General features: G+C 70.7%; 21 protein-coding genes. 15 read left to right on the top strand and 6 right to left on the bottom strand.

The features are described 5' to 3' along the window. From DJ70_RS17625 to DJ70_RS11470, 4 genes are all read left to right on the top strand, one after another. Positions 1–207, top strand: a 207-nt coding sequence (locus DJ70_RS17625; RefSeq protein WP_218827802.1) for a hypothetical protein, incomplete at its 5' end; no start/stop codon positions are given. A gap of 42 nt (positions 208–249) precedes the next feature. Beyond that, positions 250–1,575, top strand: coding sequence for a DNA repair protein NreA (gene nreA / locus DJ70_RS11480; protein WP_094533137.1), 1,326 nt, complete (start codon positions 250–252; stop codon positions 1,573–1,575). A 59-nt stretch (positions 1,576–1,634) separates the two neighbouring features. After that, positions 1,635–1,847, top strand: coding sequence for a hypothetical protein (locus DJ70_RS11475; protein WP_066412112.1), 213 nt, complete (start codon positions 1,635–1,637; stop codon positions 1,845–1,847). 19 nt (positions 1,848–1,866) lie between these two features. Then, positions 1,867–2,094: a hypothetical protein gene (locus DJ70_RS11470; RefSeq protein ID WP_094533135.1), complete on the top strand. Its 228-nt coding sequence runs from the start codon at positions 1,867–1,869 to the stop codon at positions 2,092–2,094. Positions 2,095–2,112: 18 nt separating this feature from the next. On the opposite strand, the gene DJ70_RS11465 is transcribed toward DJ70_RS11470, so the two are convergent. From DJ70_RS11465 to DJ70_RS11455, 3 genes are all read right to left on the bottom strand, one after another. Beyond that, positions 2,113–2,559, bottom strand: coding sequence for a DUF302 domain-containing protein (locus DJ70_RS11465; protein ID WP_094533133.1), 447 nt, complete (start codon positions 2,557–2,559; stop codon positions 2,113–2,115). Positions 2,560–2,638: 79 nt separating this feature from the next. Further along, complete coding sequence (locus DJ70_RS11460; RefSeq protein WP_094533130.1) at positions 2,639–2,941, bottom strand: DUF5789 family protein; 303 nt, start codon at positions 2,939–2,941, stop codon at positions 2,639–2,641. A gap of 87 nt (positions 2,942–3,028) precedes the next feature. Next, positions 3,029–4,138 carry a M24 family metallopeptidase gene (locus DJ70_RS11455; protein ID WP_094533128.1) on the bottom strand — a complete coding sequence of 370 codons (1,110 nt, stop codon included), beginning with the start codon at positions 4,136–4,138 and terminating at the stop codon, positions 3,029–3,031. A 97-nt stretch (positions 4,139–4,235) separates the two neighbouring features. Between DJ70_RS11455 and DJ70_RS11450 the strand changes: the two genes are divergently transcribed. Both DJ70_RS11450 and DJ70_RS11445 read left to right on the top strand, forming a co-directional pair. Further along, a complete protein-coding gene (locus DJ70_RS11450; RefSeq protein ID WP_094533125.1) occupies positions 4,236–4,427 on the top strand; it encodes a hypothetical protein in 192 nt (63 codons plus the stop codon). A gap of 47 nt (positions 4,428–4,474) precedes the next feature. Next, entirely contained in the window at positions 4,475–4,702 is a 228-nt protein-coding gene (locus DJ70_RS11445; RefSeq protein WP_094533122.1) for a DUF7543 family protein, read from the top strand. 19 nt (positions 4,703–4,721) lie between these two features. Here the strand turns inward: DJ70_RS11445 and DJ70_RS11440 are convergent, their stop codons facing one another. Next, positions 4,722–5,075, bottom strand: a complete 354-nt coding sequence (locus tag DJ70_RS11440) for a VOC family protein (protein ID WP_094533119.1) — start codon at positions 5,073–5,075, stop codon at positions 4,722–4,724. Between the two features lie 129 nt (positions 5,076–5,204). Next, positions 5,205–6,596: a tRNA(Ile)(2)-agmatinylcytidine synthase gene (locus DJ70_RS11435; protein WP_094533115.1), complete on the bottom strand. Its 1,392-nt coding sequence runs from the start codon at positions 6,594–6,596 to the stop codon at positions 5,205–5,207. A 235-nt stretch (positions 6,597–6,831) separates the two neighbouring features. Here DJ70_RS11435 and DJ70_RS11430 point away from each other — a divergent pair, with 235 nt between their 5' ends. Next, entirely contained in the window at positions 6,832–7,803 is a 972-nt protein-coding gene (locus tag DJ70_RS11430; RefSeq protein WP_094533111.1) for a transcriptional regulator, read from the top strand. 24 nt (positions 7,804–7,827) lie between these two features. Here DJ70_RS11430 and DJ70_RS11425 read toward each other — a convergent pair whose 3' ends face one another. Further along, positions 7,828–9,219, bottom strand: coding sequence for a nucleotide-binding protein (locus tag DJ70_RS11425; protein ID WP_094533109.1), 1,392 nt, complete (start codon positions 9,217–9,219; stop codon positions 7,828–7,830). Positions 9,220–9,367: 148 nt separating this feature from the next. On the opposite strand from DJ70_RS11425, the gene ahaH reads away from it, so the two are divergent. The 8 genes from ahaH (at position 9,368) to DJ70_RS11385 (ending at position 17,536) form a co-directional block, all read left to right on the top strand. Continuing rightward, positions 9,368–9,709 carry an ATP synthase archaeal subunit H gene (ahaH, locus tag DJ70_RS11420; protein ID WP_094533107.1) on the top strand — a complete coding sequence of 114 codons (342 nt, stop codon included), beginning with the start codon at positions 9,368–9,370 and terminating at the stop codon, positions 9,707–9,709. A 21-nt stretch (positions 9,710–9,730) separates the two neighbouring features. Beyond that, complete coding sequence (locus DJ70_RS11415) at positions 9,731–11,926, top strand: V-type ATP synthase subunit I (protein ID WP_094533105.1); 2,196 nt, start codon at positions 9,731–9,733, stop codon at positions 11,924–11,926. Between the two features lie 189 nt (positions 11,927–12,115). Further along, entirely contained in the window at positions 12,116–12,367 is a 252-nt protein-coding gene (locus DJ70_RS11410; protein ID WP_066412079.1) for an ATP synthase subunit K, read from the top strand. Between the two features lie 21 nt (positions 12,368–12,388). Then, complete coding sequence (locus DJ70_RS11405) at positions 12,389–12,967, top strand: V-type ATP synthase subunit E (RefSeq protein WP_094533104.1); 579 nt, start codon at positions 12,389–12,391, stop codon at positions 12,965–12,967. Further along, positions 12,964–14,010, top strand: a complete 1,047-nt coding sequence (locus DJ70_RS11400; RefSeq protein ID WP_094533102.1) for a V-type ATP synthase subunit C — start codon at positions 12,964–12,966, stop codon at positions 14,008–14,010. The genes DJ70_RS11405 and DJ70_RS11400 overlap by 4 nt, the downstream gene beginning before the upstream one ends. Further along, positions 14,007–14,336 (top strand): V-type ATP synthase subunit F, encoded by a 330-nt coding sequence (locus DJ70_RS11395; protein ID WP_066412071.1) that lies wholly within the window; start codon positions 14,007–14,009, stop codon positions 14,334–14,336. The genes DJ70_RS11400 and DJ70_RS11395 overlap by 4 nt, the downstream gene beginning before the upstream one ends. A gap of 1 nt (position 14,337) precedes the next feature. Continuing rightward, positions 14,338–16,110: an ATP synthase subunit A gene (locus DJ70_RS11390; protein ID WP_094533100.1), complete on the top strand. Its 1,773-nt coding sequence runs from the start codon at positions 14,338–14,340 to the stop codon at positions 16,108–16,110. 1 nt (position 16,111) lies between these two features. Further along, entirely contained in the window at positions 16,112–17,536 is a 1,425-nt protein-coding gene (locus tag DJ70_RS11385) for a V-type ATP synthase subunit B (RefSeq protein WP_094533098.1), read from the top strand. Positions 17,537–17,560: the final 24 nt, after the last annotated feature.

The raw sequence follows: 17,560 nt of genomic DNA, 5'->3' as shown, positions 1-17,560 counted from the left end.
CACAGCACCGCACCTCACGCCTCCCCAGCCTCGCTGCTCGCGCTCTTCGAGCGCTCGCAGCGTCCAGCGAGAATCGAAGATTCTCTGGCAGCCGGCGGCTCCGCCGCCGGCGACCTCGCGGTCGGGTTCGCGCCCTCCGGGCGCTCACCGGCACGCCACCGCATGGCGAAGTCGGGATGTCCCTCACATCGGCTCCGCGAGTCGTGACCGAAGCAACGTTGAAGCCGGCGCGCCGCCAAGGTCTGACGAATGCGGCTCGACGACTACCTCGAGTTCGAGGCGAACGAGCGCGCCGAGCGCCGGCGGCTCGCCCGCGAGAAGGACTACGGGATACTCGACCACCTCGACTCCTTCGAGCGGCGGTTCGACGCGGAGGTCTCCGACGACGCGGTCGTCGGCAGCGTCTCCCCGTCGATCTTCGTCGGCCGCTCCGACTACCCGAACGTCTCGACCGGGTTGCTCTCGCCGGTCGGCCGCGAGGAGCGCGCCGACAGCTTCCGGACCTCCGGCGCGTGGTACGACGAGGGCGTGTCGATCGCGGACGTCTTCGAGCGCCGGACCAGCCTGCTCAACGCCAACCGCGGCGTCGACGTGACCGACGCCGGGGCGAGCGGGGTCGGAACCGGTGGCTCCGGGGGCGACGCGGCGAGCGTCCACGACGCGTGGGACGGCTGGCTCGGCGTCCAGCGCGAGGTCGCGATCGCGGACCGCCCGGTCGACGTCGAGATCGGGCTCGACGGCACCCCCGACCTCGACTTCGAGGTCGGCCTCGCGGACGTGAAGACGCCCACCGGCCCGCGGGCGGCGGCGCGGGAGGCGGCGCTCGGCGAGAACCCGCACGTCCCGCGGCCGGTGAAGAAGACGCTCGAGGACGACGACTGGCGCGCCGAGGGCGCGATGACGTACCTCTACCGCCGCGGGTTCGACGTGTACGAGATCAACACGATCCTCTCCGCGGGCGCGCTCGGGCGCGGGCGGAACCGCCGGCTCGTGCCGACGCGCTGGTCGATCACCGCCGTCGACGACACGATCGGAACGTTCCTCCGCGGGTCGATCCGCGACGAGCCCTCGATCGACCGGATCGAGGTCCACCGCAACGAGTACCTCGGCAACGCCTTCTGGGTGATCCTCGTCCCCGGCAACTGGGAGTACGAGCTGGTCGAGCTGAAAGCGCCCGGCTCGATCTGGAACCCCGACCCCGACGCCGGGGTCTACCTCGCGGCCGCGAGCGAGGGCCGCGAGGGCCGGACGGGGTACGTCGAGGAGACCGCGGGCGCGTACTACGCCGCCCGCCTCGGCGTCTTGGAGCACCTCCACGAGCGCGGGCGGCAGGCGAAGGTCCTCGTCTGTCGACACGTCTCCGACGACTACTGGGGTCCCGTCGGCGTCTGGCAGGTGCGCGAGGCCGTCCGGAACGCCTTCGCGGGCGAACGCGGGACCGCCGAGACGTTCGGCGAGGCGGTCCGGGGCGTCGCGGAGCACCTGCCGGTCTCGCTCGGCCGCCTCCGGCGGAAGTCGACGATGGCGGCGGGGCTCCAGGCGACCCTCGCGGATTTCACCGGTCGGGACGGGTGATCGCGCCGGCTCCCCGTCCTCCCGAGGGTTTTTTGCTCCGTCCGGGCGAGAGTGTCGGCATGCTCACAGCCCTCCCCGCGCAGTTCGGCGTCCCCGGCGGCCCGGAGCTGCTGATCATCCTGCTCGTGTTGCTGCTCCTCGGGGTGCCCGTCGTGGCCGTCGCGGCCGCGGCGGTCCTGCTGTTCCGCGGCCGCTCGGACCGCGACGAACGGATCGCGGAGCTGGAGGCGGAGGTCGAACGGCTCCGCGACCGCCTCGACGACGAGGAGTAGCGCTCTCGAGGGACGCGGCATGGGCCGAAACCGCCTCCGTTCGGACCTCGCATCGGAACGGCCGTCCCGGCTCGACTGGCTCGCCGTGGCCGGTCTGATCGGGGTCGGCACGGTCTCGATCGCCGCCTTGGACGCCCCGCTCGCCGGGATTCTCGCGCTCGTCGCCGCGCTCGGCTTCGGGACGCTCCTCGCGGTCTCGGAGGCGGGGCTGTTGGCGGGGGACGATTCCGAGACGGACGGGGAGTGAGTCCGGTGGCTCGAGACCTCAGTCGTCGAGCCGCTCGAAGACCTCGCCGACCATCTCGCCGGTGTCCTCGATTATCGCGTCCATCTCGGCCTCGTCGCTCGGGAGCCCGAGCAGCCGCGCGATCTTCATGATCGAGACGTGGTGGACGACCTGTCTGCCGGGCTCGACCTGCTCAATCACCATGTTACACGGGAACAGCGAGCCGATCCGGCCGTCGGTGGCGTCGAGCGCGCGGTCGGCCACGGCGGGGTTACACGCGCCGAGGACGTAGTACGGGTCGCGGCCGGCGTCGACCTTCTCGTTCAGCATCTCCGAGGGGGAGAACTCGACGGGGAAGCCGAACCCGACGTCCGCACAGACCTCGCGGACGCGTTCGATCGCCGCCTCGTGGTCCATCTCGAGGGTCGCGCGCTTCTCGCCGAAGTCGTCGCCGTCCAGGTCGTCCGGGTCGAACGGGAGCGTCATGGGCGATCGTCGGCCGGCGGCGACAAAAGGGTGTGCGTGTCGGTGAACCTCGGCGCGGTCGACCGGCTCCCGGAGACTCTCACTCGGTGGCGACCGGGCCGCTCCCGACCACGTCCTCGACCGCCTCGTGGAACTCGCCGCGGCTCTCGAAGAGGGGCACGTCGGACTCGGCGAGGACCTCGTCCAGACTCGTCGGTCCGTCGGGCGTTCGGACGGTGGCGTCGCCCTCCTGGGCGCGCACGTCGCTTCGCGTCGCGGGCCACGTGAGCCGGGAGGCGACGCGGGCGATCGGCTCGCCCGCGACGTCGGGGCCGTCGCCGAGTTCGACGGCGGGCTCGGCGTCCTCTTCGGCCTCCGTCTCCTCCTCGTCGGTGTCGCTCATGCGTCGCGGTTCCGCTCGGTCGATGGTAACGGTTTCGGTACGGTTCGTTTCCGGTCCGGGGCGTCGCCGGGTGACCCGCCCCCGCGCTCACCGCCAGCCGCGATCCGTCGCGTTCAGCCGCTCCGCCCCGTCGTCCGTCACGACGACGAGGTCCTCGATCCGACAGCCGAACCGCCCATCGAGGTAGATCCCCGGCTCGACGGAGAAGACCATCCCCGGCTCCAGCTCGCGGTCGTTGCCCGAGACGACGTACGGCTCCTCGTGGACGTCGAGCCCGACGCCGTGGCCGGTCCGGTGGACGAACGCGTCGCCGTACCCCGCTTCCTCGATCACGTCTCTGGCGGCCCGGTCGACGGCGGCCGCGGTCGCGCCCGGTTCGACGGCGTCGACCGCGGCCGCCTGCGCCTCCTCGACGACCGCGTGGACCGTCCCGTACTCGTCGGGCGGCTCGCCCGCGAACACCAGCGTCCGCGTCTGGTCCGAGGGGTAGCCGTCGACGCGCGTCCCGAAGTCGAGGACGACCGGGTCGCCGGCGCGGATCTCGCGGTCGCCGTGGCCGTGGTGCGGCTTCGCGCCGTTCTCGCCCGCGCCCACGACCGTCTCGAAGGCGGTCCCCTCGCCGCCGTGGGCCGACAGCCGGTCGGCGATCCACCCTGCCAGGTCGCGTTCGGTCATCCCGACCGCGTCGGTCCCGAGATCCCGGAGGTCCGCGACGGTCGCGTCCGCGGCCCCGGCCGCCGCCCGCAACGCGGCCAGCTCCGTCCCGTCCTTGCGGACCCGGAGGTCGGCGAGCGCCTCGCTCGCGAGCCCCCACTCCGCGTCCGGCGCGACCGCCCGGAGGTCCCGCGTGAACCGCGCCCACATCGTGTCGTCGACGAGGAGCCGCCCGTCGCGGAGGTCGTGTGCCTCCAGCAGGCGGCGGACCGCGGCGCGCGGGTCGTCGCCGTCCGCCCAGGTCCGCACGTCGTCGACGCCCGTCTCCTCGCGGACCTGGGCCCCGTACAGCGCCGGGACGAGCAGGCTCGGGGCCCCATCCGCGGGGACGACGAGCAGGAAGTGGCGCTCGCTCGGTTCCGTCGCGAATCCGGTGAGGTACTGGAGGTTTCGGCTCGGAAAACAGACCAGCGCGTCGGCCCCGACCGCCCGGAGGCGCTCTCCCGCCCGCTCGCGCCTGCCCGCGTACGGCTCGTCGGTCATACGGGTGCTCCGGGCGGCGGGGGCATATAAATCAGGGTGCGGTTACCGCTCCGTCAAGCGGCGCATAACTATACGGGTATCCGCCGTGGCACCGGTCATGGCGACCGATCACTCCACGGCGTTCGACTTCGGCGGGACCACCCCATCGACGTTCCGCTGTCCCGACTGTGGGACCACCGCGCCGTCGACGTCGGTGCCGTACGACGACCTCGGCTACGCGGTGTGTCCCGGCTGCTCGTACACGACCGCCCCCGAGACGGTCGGGCCGTGGACCGCGGACGACGCCTGACGGGCGGAACCGCCGCGCTTTAGCCCCGTTCGGTCCTCGGCTTCGACATGGGCTGGTCTCTCGAGCGGGAGGACGCGACGGTCACGGAGTGGGAACGCTCGGACGGGTACGCCACGGTTCGGGTCCGCGAGCGCGGGGACGGCCGGTTCGTCGTCCGCCTCGACGTGATGGAGCAGGCGGTCGACGACCGGGCGTACGACCGGGTCGTCCTCGACGAGCGCGACGCGGCCGCGGAGCGGGCCGCCGCGTGGCGCGGGGAGTACGACCTCGATTGAGTCGCCGGAGCGCGCCGGGTCAGGGCAGTTCCACGTCGTCGTCGAGGAACGCCTGGCACTCGACGGTCCGGCCGTCGGGGTCGGCGGCGAAGAACTGGTAGATGTCGTAGGTCTCGTTCTCGTGTGGCTCCTCCTCCGCGGCGTCGCCGAGGCGGTCGTGGGCGTCGTCGACCCCCGAGCGATCCGGATACACGACCGTCACGATCCCGCAGTCGTCGGTCCGGTCCCGGTCGCAGAAGCCGACGAGGAGGTTTCCGTGGCGGAGTATCGTACAGTCGGGCTGTTCGAGCCAGACCCCCATTCCCAGTCGCTCGCGGTAGAACTCGACCACCGCGTCGTGGTTCTCCGTCGCGTAGAAGACGATCCCGGACATGTCAGGGCGGGCGTGGCGACGCGACTTAACTGCTCCCCCGGAGCGCCGGCGAGGCGGGACCGTCGGGGCGGCGAAACCGCCGGCGGGACGAGATCGTCGGTGGGACGAAACCGCCGGTCGTGACCGCGCCTACCGCTCCGGATGGACCGGCGCGTCGAAGCCGCCGCGGACGAGCGGCTTCGCCACGTGTCTGCGGGCGCTCGGCGGGACCTCGTACCAGCCTGGCTCGAGGTCCCGCTCGATCGTCGCCTCGACCTTTCCGGGCGCGGCGGTGTCGCAGTCGCGACAGCGGTACCCCTGATTCCGTCCGGCGGACGACATCCGCCGCCCGCACTCCGGACAGGTCGGCGTGGTCGGTTCCGTCCGCACGAGGTCGCGGACGGCGAACTTCTCGAGTTTCAGCGTTCCCGAGGGATCCGACCCGCCATCGCGGACCTCGTGTTCGCCGCACAGCGTCACGCGGTCGCCCGGACGGAGCGCCCGCACGCGGTCACGGAACCGCCCGGTCGGCGCGAACGCGACCGCCCGGAGTTCCGGGCTGGCGTCGTTATCGAGTGCCGCGGCGACCGGGACGTGGACGTGTCCCCCCCGCTTCGTCTCCGGACCGTCGGCGACGACGCCCGTCACCCGGTAGCCCGCGCCGTCGCGGAGGTCGCCGAGCCGCCCGTCCGCGAGGTGGGCGTCGGTGCCCTGGTTCGTCGCGAACGTCGCGGCGCGCTCGACCGGCTCGCTCGCGATCGCCTCGGCGACCCGCCGGCACGCGTCGGGGTCGTCCCCGCGGATGCCGTGGAGGATCGGCCCCGGCGCGTTCGGCACGCAGACGACCTCCCCGGTCCCGCGGTCGACGGTGTCCCATACGGTCGGATACGCCCCGTCGGCGGCGGCGAAGACGCTCTCGTCGTCGACATCGCGGGGCGTCCCGCACCGGTCGAGATCGCGGTAGGAGATCCGCTCGACCGTCCACTCGTCGTGGGCGGCGGGCGCGCCGACGGCGGCGAGCGCGCCGATCCGTCCGCGCCCCGGCGTCGCCTCGCCGTCCGCGCCGCCGGTCCCGAACCCGGCGTGGCGGAACCCGCGTCGGTCCGCGATCTCGAGGGCCTCGGCGAGCGTCAGCCGCTCGCGGAGCGCTCGCCGCGAAAACGAGGCGACGTCGTCGGGGATCCGCTTCGAGAGGCCGGCCACGTCGTCGACGAGCCCCGCGTCACCGTCGGATCCGGCGTCGACGCCGACGTCGGCGACCACGACGCCCGGCGAGGTCCGCGGGTCCCCGACGGCCGCGAACTCCCGGACGGTCTCTCCCACGATCCGGAACGCCTCGGCGGCGTCGATCCCGTCGACGTGGAGCGCGACCGCGGCGTTCCCCCGGGTCTTGTGTTTCACCGCCGGGTTGAGCCGCACGAGCAGCCGCCGCGAGATCCGCCCGCCGGCGGCCTCGAGCCGCGCTCCGAGCCGGACCCCGACGTACGTCGTACACATGCCGCGGTCCCGCGAGTCGGTGTCGTCGACGGCGACGATCGGCATGGCCGGGGGTTTCGTGGCGGCGACCAAGCCGGTTTCGACCCGGCTTCGACCGACCGTCGATCCGGCTTCGATCGGCCGTCGACCCGGCCTCGGTGCGCGTCCCGTGCCCACGACACGGCGAGAACTCCTATATAACCGTGTCGTCCGCGCTGCTCGGGAAAAACGCAAGGTGGCGCGGGCATCGCCGAAACCCGCCGACACAACGTATATATGCTGTGAGGCACTTGTCTCGGGTATGTCCCGGACTGCGCTGATCGAGAACGTCACCGCGATGCTGGAGGACGCGGGGTTCCTCGTCAGCGACCGGTGTGCGGTCCGGCCCAAGAGCTTCGACGTGGCCGTCCGGCGCGACGAGGACCTGCTGCTTCTCAAGATACTCGGGAACGTGGACGCGCTCGACGCGGCGACCGGCGCGGAGATGCGGCGGCTCGGCGAGTACCTCGAGGCGACGCCGATGGTGATCGGGATCCGAACCCGCGACGAGGAGCTGAAGCCCGGCGTCGTCTACTTCAGACACGGCGTCCCGGTGATCAACCCCGACACCGCCTACGAGCTGTTCATCGAGGGGATGCCGCCGCTCATCTACGCGGCCCCCGGCGGCCTCTACGTCAGCCTCGACGGCGACCTGCTGGCCGACGAGCGCGAGGAACGCGGCTGGTCGCTCGGGCGGCTCGCGACCGAACTCGGCGTCTCCCGGCGGACCGTCTCGAAGTACGAGGACGGGATGAACGCCTCCATCGAGGTCGCGATCCAGCTCGAGGAGCTGTTCGACGAGCCGTTCTCCAGCCCGGTGGACGTCCTGGAGGGGGCCGACGACGTCCGCGACGCGGACCCGACTCCCTCCGCACCCGACGCCGACCCGGACGACGAACACGTCGTCCACGTGCTCACGAGCGCGGGCTTCACCGTCCACCCGACCGCCCGCGCGCCGTTCAAGGCGGTCTCGGAGGACGAGGACGACCCCGTGACGCGGCTGCTCACCGGCCACTCGACGTTCACGCCGGCGGCGAAGAAGCGCGCGCGGATCATGTCCTCCATCGGCGAGGTGGCACACACCCGATCGGTGTACTTCACGGAGGAGGAGGAGAGCCGGGAGTCCGTCGACGGTACCGCGATCGTCTCCTGTGAGGAGCTCGCCGAGGTTGACGACCCCGAGGCGATCCGCGAGCTGATCCGCGACCGGGCGGCGGCACCCTCCGAAGCGTAGTCCGGCGCGTCCGTCCCGGTCGACTCACCGACCGAAGAGCCGTCCGAAGAAGCCGCGCTTCTCGCCGTCGTCCCTCTCGTCGCCGTCGTCCCTCTCGTCGCCGTCGGTCCCCTCCTCGGCGCCTCCGTCCCCGCCCGACTCCCGACCCTCCGCCGTCCCGCCCGTGAGCGCGGTGTCCATCGGTCCGTCGTCGTCGCGGAACGGGACGCTCCCCTCGAGGTCGTCGCTCTCGCCGTCGTCGGCGTCCTCCGATCCATCCTCGCCGTCGCCGTCGACGCCCGCCGATCCATCCTCGGTGGCGTCCTCGGCGTCCTCCGATCCATCCTCGCCGTCGCCGTCGACGCCCGCCGATCCATCCTCGGTGGCGTCCTCGGCGTCCCCAGATCCGCCCTCGTCGGCGTCCGCCGCCCCGGTTCCGGTCTCCGCCTCCGCGACGAGGTCGCTGTGATCCCCGTCGCCGGACGCGTCCTCGGCTCCGTCGATCGCGGGTCCCCCGTCGGCGTCGTCGCCGGCGGCATCGTCGCCGTGGGCGTCGGCCGCCGCGGAACCCGCCGCGGCGTCGGCGTCCTCCGCGTCCTCGATGACGCCGTCCGGGGTCCCGGAGTCGGCGTCGTCCGCCGTGTCCCCGTCCTCGTCCGCGATCGGCTCCGCCGTCCCCGGCTCCGCGACCTCGGCCTCCGTCAGCGCTCGGACCAACTCGCGGTACGCACGACTCGCGGGAGCGTCGGGATCGAAGCTCACGAGCGGCTCCCCGGCGGCGCTCGCTCGGGCGACCGTCGGGTCCTCGGGGATCCGGGCGAGCACCCTCGTCGCGAGGATCTCGTCGACGATGTCGACGACCGGTTCGTCGGCGTCCGGCGTCCCGTCGGCGTCGAACCCCGTGGACTCGTCCTCGTCGCCGCCGACGCGGGTGACCGCCGCGCCGGCGACGCGGCCGCCGATGCGCTCGGCCAGCTGTCGGGTCTTCTCCGTGTCGCCGAGCGCGCTCCGGTCGGGCGTGGAGACGAGCAGCGTCTCGTCGGCCAGCCCGATCGGGAGCGTCGAGTCGTGTGAGAGCCCGGCGCCCGAATCGAGGAGCACGTAGTCGGCGTCCGCGAACGCCTCGATCACCCCCCCGAGTTCGGTCGGGTCGGCGGCCGCGTACGCGTCGAGGTCGGGGTCGCCCGGCACGACCCGCAACCCCGCGGGACCGTCGTGGACGGCCTCGGTCGGGTCCGCGCGTCCGGCGAGCACGTCGTGAACCGTCGTCTCGCCGGGGACCATCCCCAACGCGTCGGCGAGGTTCGCCATGCCCACGTCGGCGTCGATAGCGACGACGTCGGCGCCCGACTCCGCGAGGATCGTCGCCATCGCCGCGGTCGTGGTGGTCTTCCCGACGCCACCCTTCGCCGACGCGACCGCATACACCGTTGCCATACCGTCAGGGTCCGGCGACTCCTACTTAAATGTAGGCGGCGATCCCGCGGATCTCGCGTTCCACCGCGCTCGCCGTTCTCCGTCGGCTCGCCGAGCGGTTCCGCAAACACCTTATACGTCGCTCGTGGACGTTCACGCGATCAGTAGAATGGCGAGACCAGAGGTGCTCGACCGGATCAAGGAGGCTGAAACGGAGGCGGACGAGATCATCGCGGAGGCGGAATCGGACGCCGACGAGCGCCTCGCCGAGGCCAGAGCGCGCGCGGACGAGATCCGCGCCGAGGCCGAGGAGGAGGCGGCGGCCGAGGCCGAGGCCCGGCTGGAGTCCGCCCGCGAGGAACTCGAGGAACGCCGCGAGGAGATCCTCGCCGAGGGGCGATCGGACCGCGAAGCGCTCGAATCGACCGCCCGCGAGCGGGTCGACGACGCCGTCGACTACGCGGTCGAGCGGTTCGAGGAGGCGGTCAAGGGCCAACGCGCGGGGGAATGAATGGCGCTTAGACCGGAGCAAATGAGCAAGGTGTCGGTGACGGGCTCGAAGCGCGTCATCGACGACGTGATCGAGGCGGCGTACGACCACCACTCGCTCCACGTCAGCGACTACGACGACCGCTACGAGGGGTTCGAACCCGGCACCTCCCTCGAGGGGGCCGAGGAGGTCAACGAGCGGCTCGTCACGGTCCGCTCGCTCGAGAGCATCCTCGACGTCACCGCCGAGGACGCCGACGGGCCGGGGTCGCTCGACGACGACGCCCTCACGGCCGAGCTCGAGGAGACCCGCGAGCGCGTCAACGAGCTCAACGACCGGCGCGACGACCTCCGGGGCGAGATCCGCGACCGGCAGGAGGAGATCGACCGGATGGAGCCGTTCGCCGAGCTCGGCATCGAGCTCGACCTCCTCGGGGGGTACGACTCGCTCGAGGTCGTCGTCGGCGAGGCGAAGCCCGGCCCGGTCGAGGAGGCGCTCGCGGCCGCCGACGACGTCGATGCCTTCGAGGTCTTCTCGGGCGGGAACGTCGTGGCCGCCTTCGCCGCGCCCGCCGACGGGGCCGAGGCGGGCGTCCTCCAGGACGCGCTCGTCGGCGTCGACGTCGCGTTCCTCGAGGTGCCCGACGCGACCGCGAGCCCGGCCGAGTACGTCGCCGAGCTGGAAAACGAGAAGGCGGACCTCCGGGAGGAGCTCGACGCGGTCGACGCCGAGCTCGAGGAGGTGAAGACGGAGGCCGCGGGGTTCCTCCTGCGCGCCGAAGAGCAGCTCACCATCGAGGCACAGAAGAAGCAGGCGCCGCTCTCCTTTGCGACCACCGAGAACGCGTTCATCGCGGAGGGGTGGATCCCGACCGCGACGGTCGAGGAGTTCCAGGCGGTCATCGCCGACGCGGTCGGCGACCACGCCGAGGTCGAGGAGCTCGAGCGCGCCTCGTTCACGCCCGACGGCGACCACCACACCGAGGCGGTCGCCGACGGCGGGGCGGTCGGCGGTGCCTCCTCGGACGCGGACGCGGACCGCGAGGCGGCCACGGACGGCGGCCACGCGACCCACGGCGGCGACGACCCGCCGGTCGTCCAGGACAACGGGAGCGCCGCCGGGCCGTTCGAGCTGCTCGTTCAGGGCTTCGGTCGGCCGAAGTACTCCGAGTTCGACCCGACGCTTCTGGTCTTCCTCACGTTCCCGCTCATGTTCGGGTTCATGATCGGGGACGTGGGATACGGGGTGTTGTACGCCGGGCTCGGCGCCTTCCTCTACAGCCGGTTCGAGGGAACGTTCCGTGAACTGGGCGCGGTCGCCATCTGGGCCGGCCTGTTCACGGTCCTGTTCGGGATCTACTTCGGGATCGACGTGTTCGGCTACCACGCCTACCAGCTGCTCGGCATCCATTGGCCGGTCGCCGGCAAGGGGCTCTCCCCGGCCGACCTGAACTGGGCGCTGTCGTTCCTCGTGGTCAGCGTGCTGTTCGGGCTGGTCCACCTGAACGTGGGGTACGTCCTCTCGTTCGTGAGCAACTACCAGCAGCACGACCTGAAACACGCGCTGTACGAGGGCGGATCGTGGCTCCTGCTGCTCAACGGCGCGTGGATCTGGATCTTCAGCCAGCACGTGCCGGGACCGAAGCCCGACTTCCTGTTCGAGTCGATCTCGATCCTCACCCTCGGCGCCGTCTCGTTCGCGGGCTTCCCGGTCGTTGTGGGGATCGCCGGCCTCGTGGCCGCCGCGCTCGGCGCCGTCCTGCTCGCGATCGGCGAGCCGGCGGAGCTCGCCGAGGTGCTCTCGCCCATCGTGAACGTCATCTCGTACGCCCGGATCATGGCGGTGCTGCTCGCGAAGGGCGGGATGGCGCTCGCGGTCAACCTGCTCGCGTTCGGCGCGTACATCGGCGACGGCGGCGACGGGAGCTTCCACTTCATCTTCACGCCCGAGTATCTCGCGTACATCCAGGAACACTCCGTCGCGAACGGCGGCGAGTACGAGCTCGTCTTCGCCGGGCTCACGACCGCGTTCGAGCCGAGCGCCGTCGGCGTCCTCGCTCTGGTTGGCGGGATCGTCGTGGCGGTCGTCGGCCACGTCGTCGTCCTCCTGCTCGGCGTCACCTCCGCCGGCATCCAGGCGGTGCGTCTCGAGTACGTCGAGTTCTTCGGGAAGTTCTACGAGGGCGGCGGCGACGCGTACACGCCGTTCGGGTACGACCGGAAACACACCGAGGAGTAGCCCGCCCCTCGGGACCGACCCGTTCCGCTTTCGCGGTCGAACCGTCCGCACGCCTCGTCGCCTAGAGCGTATTCTACCGCCCTTCTGAGACTCCTCGCGGTGGTTCTCGTCGGTCGTTTTGGGAAGCTTTATGTCCACTGTGGCGGCAACTAGCAACTGTTCGGAGACGAGCAACCGCAACTACTACCAATGCTTGAAGCTACCAACGCACTCGGGAACGCCGTACTGTCCACCGGAGGAACGCTCACTGACCCCAGCGCCGCGGCCGCGCTCGCCGTCGGGCTCGCCGCCCTCGGCGCGGGATACGCGGAGCGGGGCATCGGTTCGGCTGCCGTCGGCGCGATGGCCGAGGACGACGACCTCTTCGTCAACGGGCTCATCCTGACGGTCCTTCCCGAGACGATCGTCATTCTCGCGCTCGTCGTCGTCTTCATCGTCTAAGCGGCACCCCCTTTCACACCAATGAGTTTGGAAACCGTCGTTGAGGACGTTCGAGACGAAGCCCGCGCGCGTGCGGAGGAGATCCGCGAGGAAGCCGACGCCGAGGCGGAGGAGATCATCGCCGAGGCGGAGGCCGACGCCGAGCGCATCCGCGAGGAGCGGCTCGCCGAGGTCGAGCGACAGATCGACCAGGAGCGCGAGCAGACGCTCTCCTCGGCCAAGCTCGAGGCCAAACAGGAACGGCTCGGCGCGCGTCGTGACGTCCTCCAGGACGTGTACGACGGCGTCGAGGCCGCGATCGCCGACCTCGAGGCGGACCGCCGCCGCGAGCTGACCGAGGCGGCCCTCGACGCCAGCCTCGCGGAGTTCGACGACGACGAGGACGTCGCCGTCTACACCCGCCCGGAGGACGTCGACCTCCTCGAGGAGCTCGTCGCGGATCGGAACGCGCAGGTCGACGGCGAGGTCGACTGTCTCGGCGGCGTCGTCGCCGAGAGCGACACCTCCCGCGTTCGCGTGAACAACACGTTCGACTCGGTCCTGGAGACGGTCTGGGACGACGAGTTGAAACACGTCTCGGAGCGACTGTTCGACCAATGAGCGCCGCCGGCAGCTCGAACCCGGAGTTCGTCGTCGCGCGGGTTCGCGCCCGCCGCGGCCAGCTCTACGGGGACGAGGAGTACCGCAAGTTGGTCCGGATGACGCCCGCCGAGATCGCCCGCTTCATGGAGGAGTCGAGCTACGAGACCGAGATCAACGCCTTGGGGAGCCGCCACGGCGGCGTCGACCTCATCGAGTACGCGCTGAACGCGAACCTCGCCAAGCAGTTCGAGGGCATCCTCGACTGGAGCGAGGGGGCGCTGTACGACCTGATCGCCCGGTACCTCCGGAAGTTCGACGCGTGGAACGTGAAGACCGTGATCCGCGGCGTCTACACCGACGCGAGCCAGGAGGCGATCGAGGTCGACCTCATCCGCGCCGGCGAGTTCGACGACCGGCGGATCCGGCGGCTGCTCGAGGCCGACTCGATCGACGCCGTCGTCGAGGTCCTCGAGGACACGATCTACGGCGACCCGCTCCGGGAGGCGTACGCGGAGTACGAGGAGACCGACGTCCTCGTCCCCCTCGAGAACGCGGTCGACCGCGCGTTCTACGAGCGTCTCCTCGGCGACCTGCCCGGCGGCGAGCCGACCCGGCAGTACGAGGCGTTCCTCAAAGCGGAGGTCGACTTCCGGAACGCGGCGAACGCGCTCCGGCTCGCGCGGTCGGGCGCGGAGATCGACCCCGCGGAGTACTTCATCGAGGGCGGCGAGCTGTTCACCCGAGACACCCTCGCTCGCCTCGCCCGGAACGTCGACGAGCTCGTCGAGTACATCGCGGAGAGCGGATACGCCGACGAGCTCGGTCCGGCGCTGCGCGAGCTCGAGGAGGCGGACAGCCTCATCGCGTTCGAACACGCGACCGACGCGGCGCTGTTGGCGTACGGCGACCGGCTCGGCACGGTCCACCCGGTGTCGGTGACGCCGGTGATCTCCTACATCCTCGCGAAGGAGCGCGAGGTGGAGAACATCCGCGCCATCGCCCGCGGGAAGGAGGCCGGCCTGCCGGCCGACGACATCGAATCGGAGCTGGTGATAACATGAGCCAGGAGATCGCCGTCGTCGGCAGTCCGGAGTTCACCACGGGGTTCCGGCTCGCCGGCGTCCGCAAGTTCGAGAACGTGCCGGACGACGAGAAGGAGGAGCGGCTCGACGACGCCGTCGAACGGACGCTCGAGGACGAGACGACCGGCATCATCGTGATGCACGACGCGGACCTCGATCACCTCTCGCGGGGGACCCGCGAGCGGGTCGAGGGGAGCATCGAGCCCGTGCTCGTGACGCTCGGCGCAGGCGGCGCCGGCAGCGGCGGGCTCCGCGACCAGATCAAACGAGCCATCGGCATCGACCTGATGGAGGAGGACGACTAACATGAGCAAAGCAGAATCCACGGAGAGCACCGAAACCGGTGTCATCCAGAGCGTGAGCGGTCCGGTCGTGAGCGCCCGCGACCTCGACGCCCGCATGAACGACGTCGTCTACGTCGGCGACGAAGGCCTCATGGGGGAAGTGATCGAGATCGAAGGGAACGTCACGACCATTCAGGTGTACGAGGAGACCTCCGGGGTCGGCCCCGGCGAGCCCGTCGAGAACACGGGCGAGCCGCTGTCGGTCGACCTGGGTCCGGGAATGCTGGACGCCATCTACGACGGCGTCCAGCGCCCCCTGGACGTGCTGGAGGGCAAGATGGGCAGCCCCTACCTCGACCGCGGGGTCGACGCGCCCGGCATCGACCTCGAGAAGGAGTGGGAGTTCGAGCCCGAGGTCGCGGCCGGCGACGAGGTCGGCCGCGGCGACGTCGTCGGGATCGTCGAGGAGACGGTCACCATCGACCACAAGGTCATGGTGCCCCCGGACGCCCTCGAGGAGGGCGAGACCGCGGAGGTCGTCTCCGTCGAGTCCGGCGCCTTCGACGTGACCGAGACGGTCGTCGAGCTCTCGAACGGGGCCGAGGTCTCGATGCACCAGGAGTGGCCGGTGCGCGAGCCCCGCCCCTCCGCGAACAAGAAGACGCCCCGGACCCCGCTCGTGTCCGGTCAGCGCATCCTCGACGGCCTGTTCCCCATCGCGAAGGGCGGGACGGCCGCCATTCCCGGCCCGTTCGGCTCCGGGAAGACGGTCACCCAACACCAGCTCGCGAAGTACGCCGACGCGGACATCATCGTCTACGTCGGCTGCGGCGAGCGCGGCAACGAGATGACGGAGGTCATCGAGGACTTCCCCGAGCTCGAGGACCCGGCCAACGGCAACCCGCTCATGGCTCGGACCTCGCTCATCGCGAACACGTCGAACATGCCCGTCGCGGCGCGTGAGTCCTGTATCTACACCGGGATCACGATCGCGGAGTACTACCGCGACATGGGGTACGACGTGGCGCTGATGGCCGACTCCACCTCGCGGTGGGCGGAGGCGATGCGCGAGATCTCCTCCCGGCTGGAGGAGATGCCCGGCGAGGAGGGGTACCCCGCGTACCTCGCCGCCCGCCTGGCGCAGTTCTACGAGCGCGCCGGCTACTTCGAGAACGTCAACGGAACGGAGGGCTCCGTCTCCGCGATCGGCGCGGTGAGCCCGCCCGGCGGCGACTTCTCCGAGCCCGTCACGCAGAACACGCTGCGTATCGTGAAGACGTTCTGGGCGCTCGACGCGGACCTGGCCGAACGGCGGCACTTCCCGTCGATCAACTGGAACGAGTCGTACTCGCTGTACAAGACCCAGCTCGACCCCTGGTTCCAGGAGAACGTCGAGGAGGACTGGCCCGAGAAGCGGCAGTGGGCCGTCGACGTGCTCGACGAGGAGACGGAGCTCCAGGAGATCGTTCAGCTGGTCGGCAAGGACGCGCTGCCGGACGACCAGCAGCTCACGCTCGAGGTCGCCCGCTACCTGCGCGAGGCGTACCTCCAGCAGAACGCGTTCCACCCGGTGGACACCTACTGTCCGCCGGAGAAGACGTACCTCATGTTGACGACGATCGAGACGTTCAACGACGAGGCGTTCGACGCGCTGGAGGCCGGCGTCCCGGTCGAGGAGATCATCGACATCGAGTCCGTCCCGCGGATCAACCGGATCGGCGTCCAGGAGGACTACGAGGAGTACGTCGAGGAGCTGAAAGCGGACATCACCGAGGAGCTTCGGAGCCTCTACTAACATGAAAGAGTATCAAACCATCACCGAGATCAGCGGCCCCCTCGTGTACGCCGAGGTCGACGAGGCGATCGGCTACGACGAGATCGTCGAGATCGAGACGGCACAGGGGGAGACGCTGCGCGGCCAGGTGCTCGAATCCTCGGAGGGCGTCGTCGCCATCCAGGTGTTCGAGGGTACCTCCGGCATCGACCAGAACGCGTCCGTCCGCTTCCTGGGCGAGACGATGAAGATGCCCGTCACCGAGGACCTCCTCGGACGGGTGCTCGACGGCTCCGGCCGCCCGATCGACGACGGCCCGGAGATCGTCCCCGAGGAGCGACAGGACATCGTCGGCGCGGCGATCAACCCGTACTCCAGGGAGTACCCCGAGGAGTTCATCGAGACGGGCGTCTCCGCGATCGACGGCATGAACACCCTGGTTCGGGGACAGAAGCTCCCGATCTTCTCGAGTTCGGGCCAGCCGCACAGCGAGCTCGCGATGCAGATCGCACGGCAGGCCAGCGTGCCCGAGGAGGAGGAGGGCGGCGACGACGAGGAGGGATCGGAGTTCGCCGTCATCTTCGGCGCGATGGGGATCACCCAGGAGGAGGCCAACGAGTTCATGGAGGACTTCGAGCGCACCGGCGCGCTCGAACGCTCCGTCGTCTTCATGAACCTCGCGGACGACCCCGCCGTCGAGCGGACGGTCACGCCGCGGATGGTCCTAACGACCGCCGAGTACCTCGCCTTCGAGAAGGACTACCACGTCCTCGTCATCCTGACGGACATGACGAACTACTGCGAGGCGCTCCGCGAGATCGGCGCGGCCCGCGAGGAGGTTCCGGGTCGGCGTGGCTACCCCGGATACATGTACACCGACCTGGCGCAGCTGTACGAGCGCGCGGGCCGGATCGAGGGTCGCGAGGGGTCGGTGACGCAGATCCCGATCCTCACGATGCCCGGCGACGACGACACCCATCCGATCCCGGACCTGACCGGCTACATCACGGAGGGGCAGATCTACGTCGACCCCGACCTCAACAGTCAGGGGCTCGAGCCGCCGGTGAACGTGCTTCCCAGCCTCTCGCGGCTGATGGACGACGGCATCGGCGAGGGGCTCACCCGCGCGGACCACGGCGGCGTCTCCGACCAGATGTACGCGGCGTACGCGGAGGGCGAGGACCTCCGCGACCTCGTGAACATCGTCGGCCGCGAGGCGCTCTCCGAGCGCGACAACAAGTACCTCGACTTCGCGGACGCCTTCGAGACGGAGTTCGTCGACCAGGGCTTCGACACGAACCGCGACCTCGAGGAGACCCTCGAGATCGGCTGGGACCTCCTCTCGATGCTGCCGAAGGAGGAGCTCAACCGCGTCGACGAGGAGTTCATCGAGAAGTACTACCGCGAGGACGACTCCGAGCGCGAAGTCGTCGAAGCCGCGGACTGATCTCCCCCGTCCTTTCGTTTCCCC

The organism is Halorubrum halodurans (genome assembly GCF_002252985.1).
In the GTDB taxonomy this organism is placed as follows: domain Archaea; phylum Halobacteriota; class Halobacteria; order Halobacteriales; family Haloferacaceae; genus Halorubrum; species Halorubrum halodurans.
This window is presented reverse-complemented; position numbering and strand designations above follow the sequence as displayed.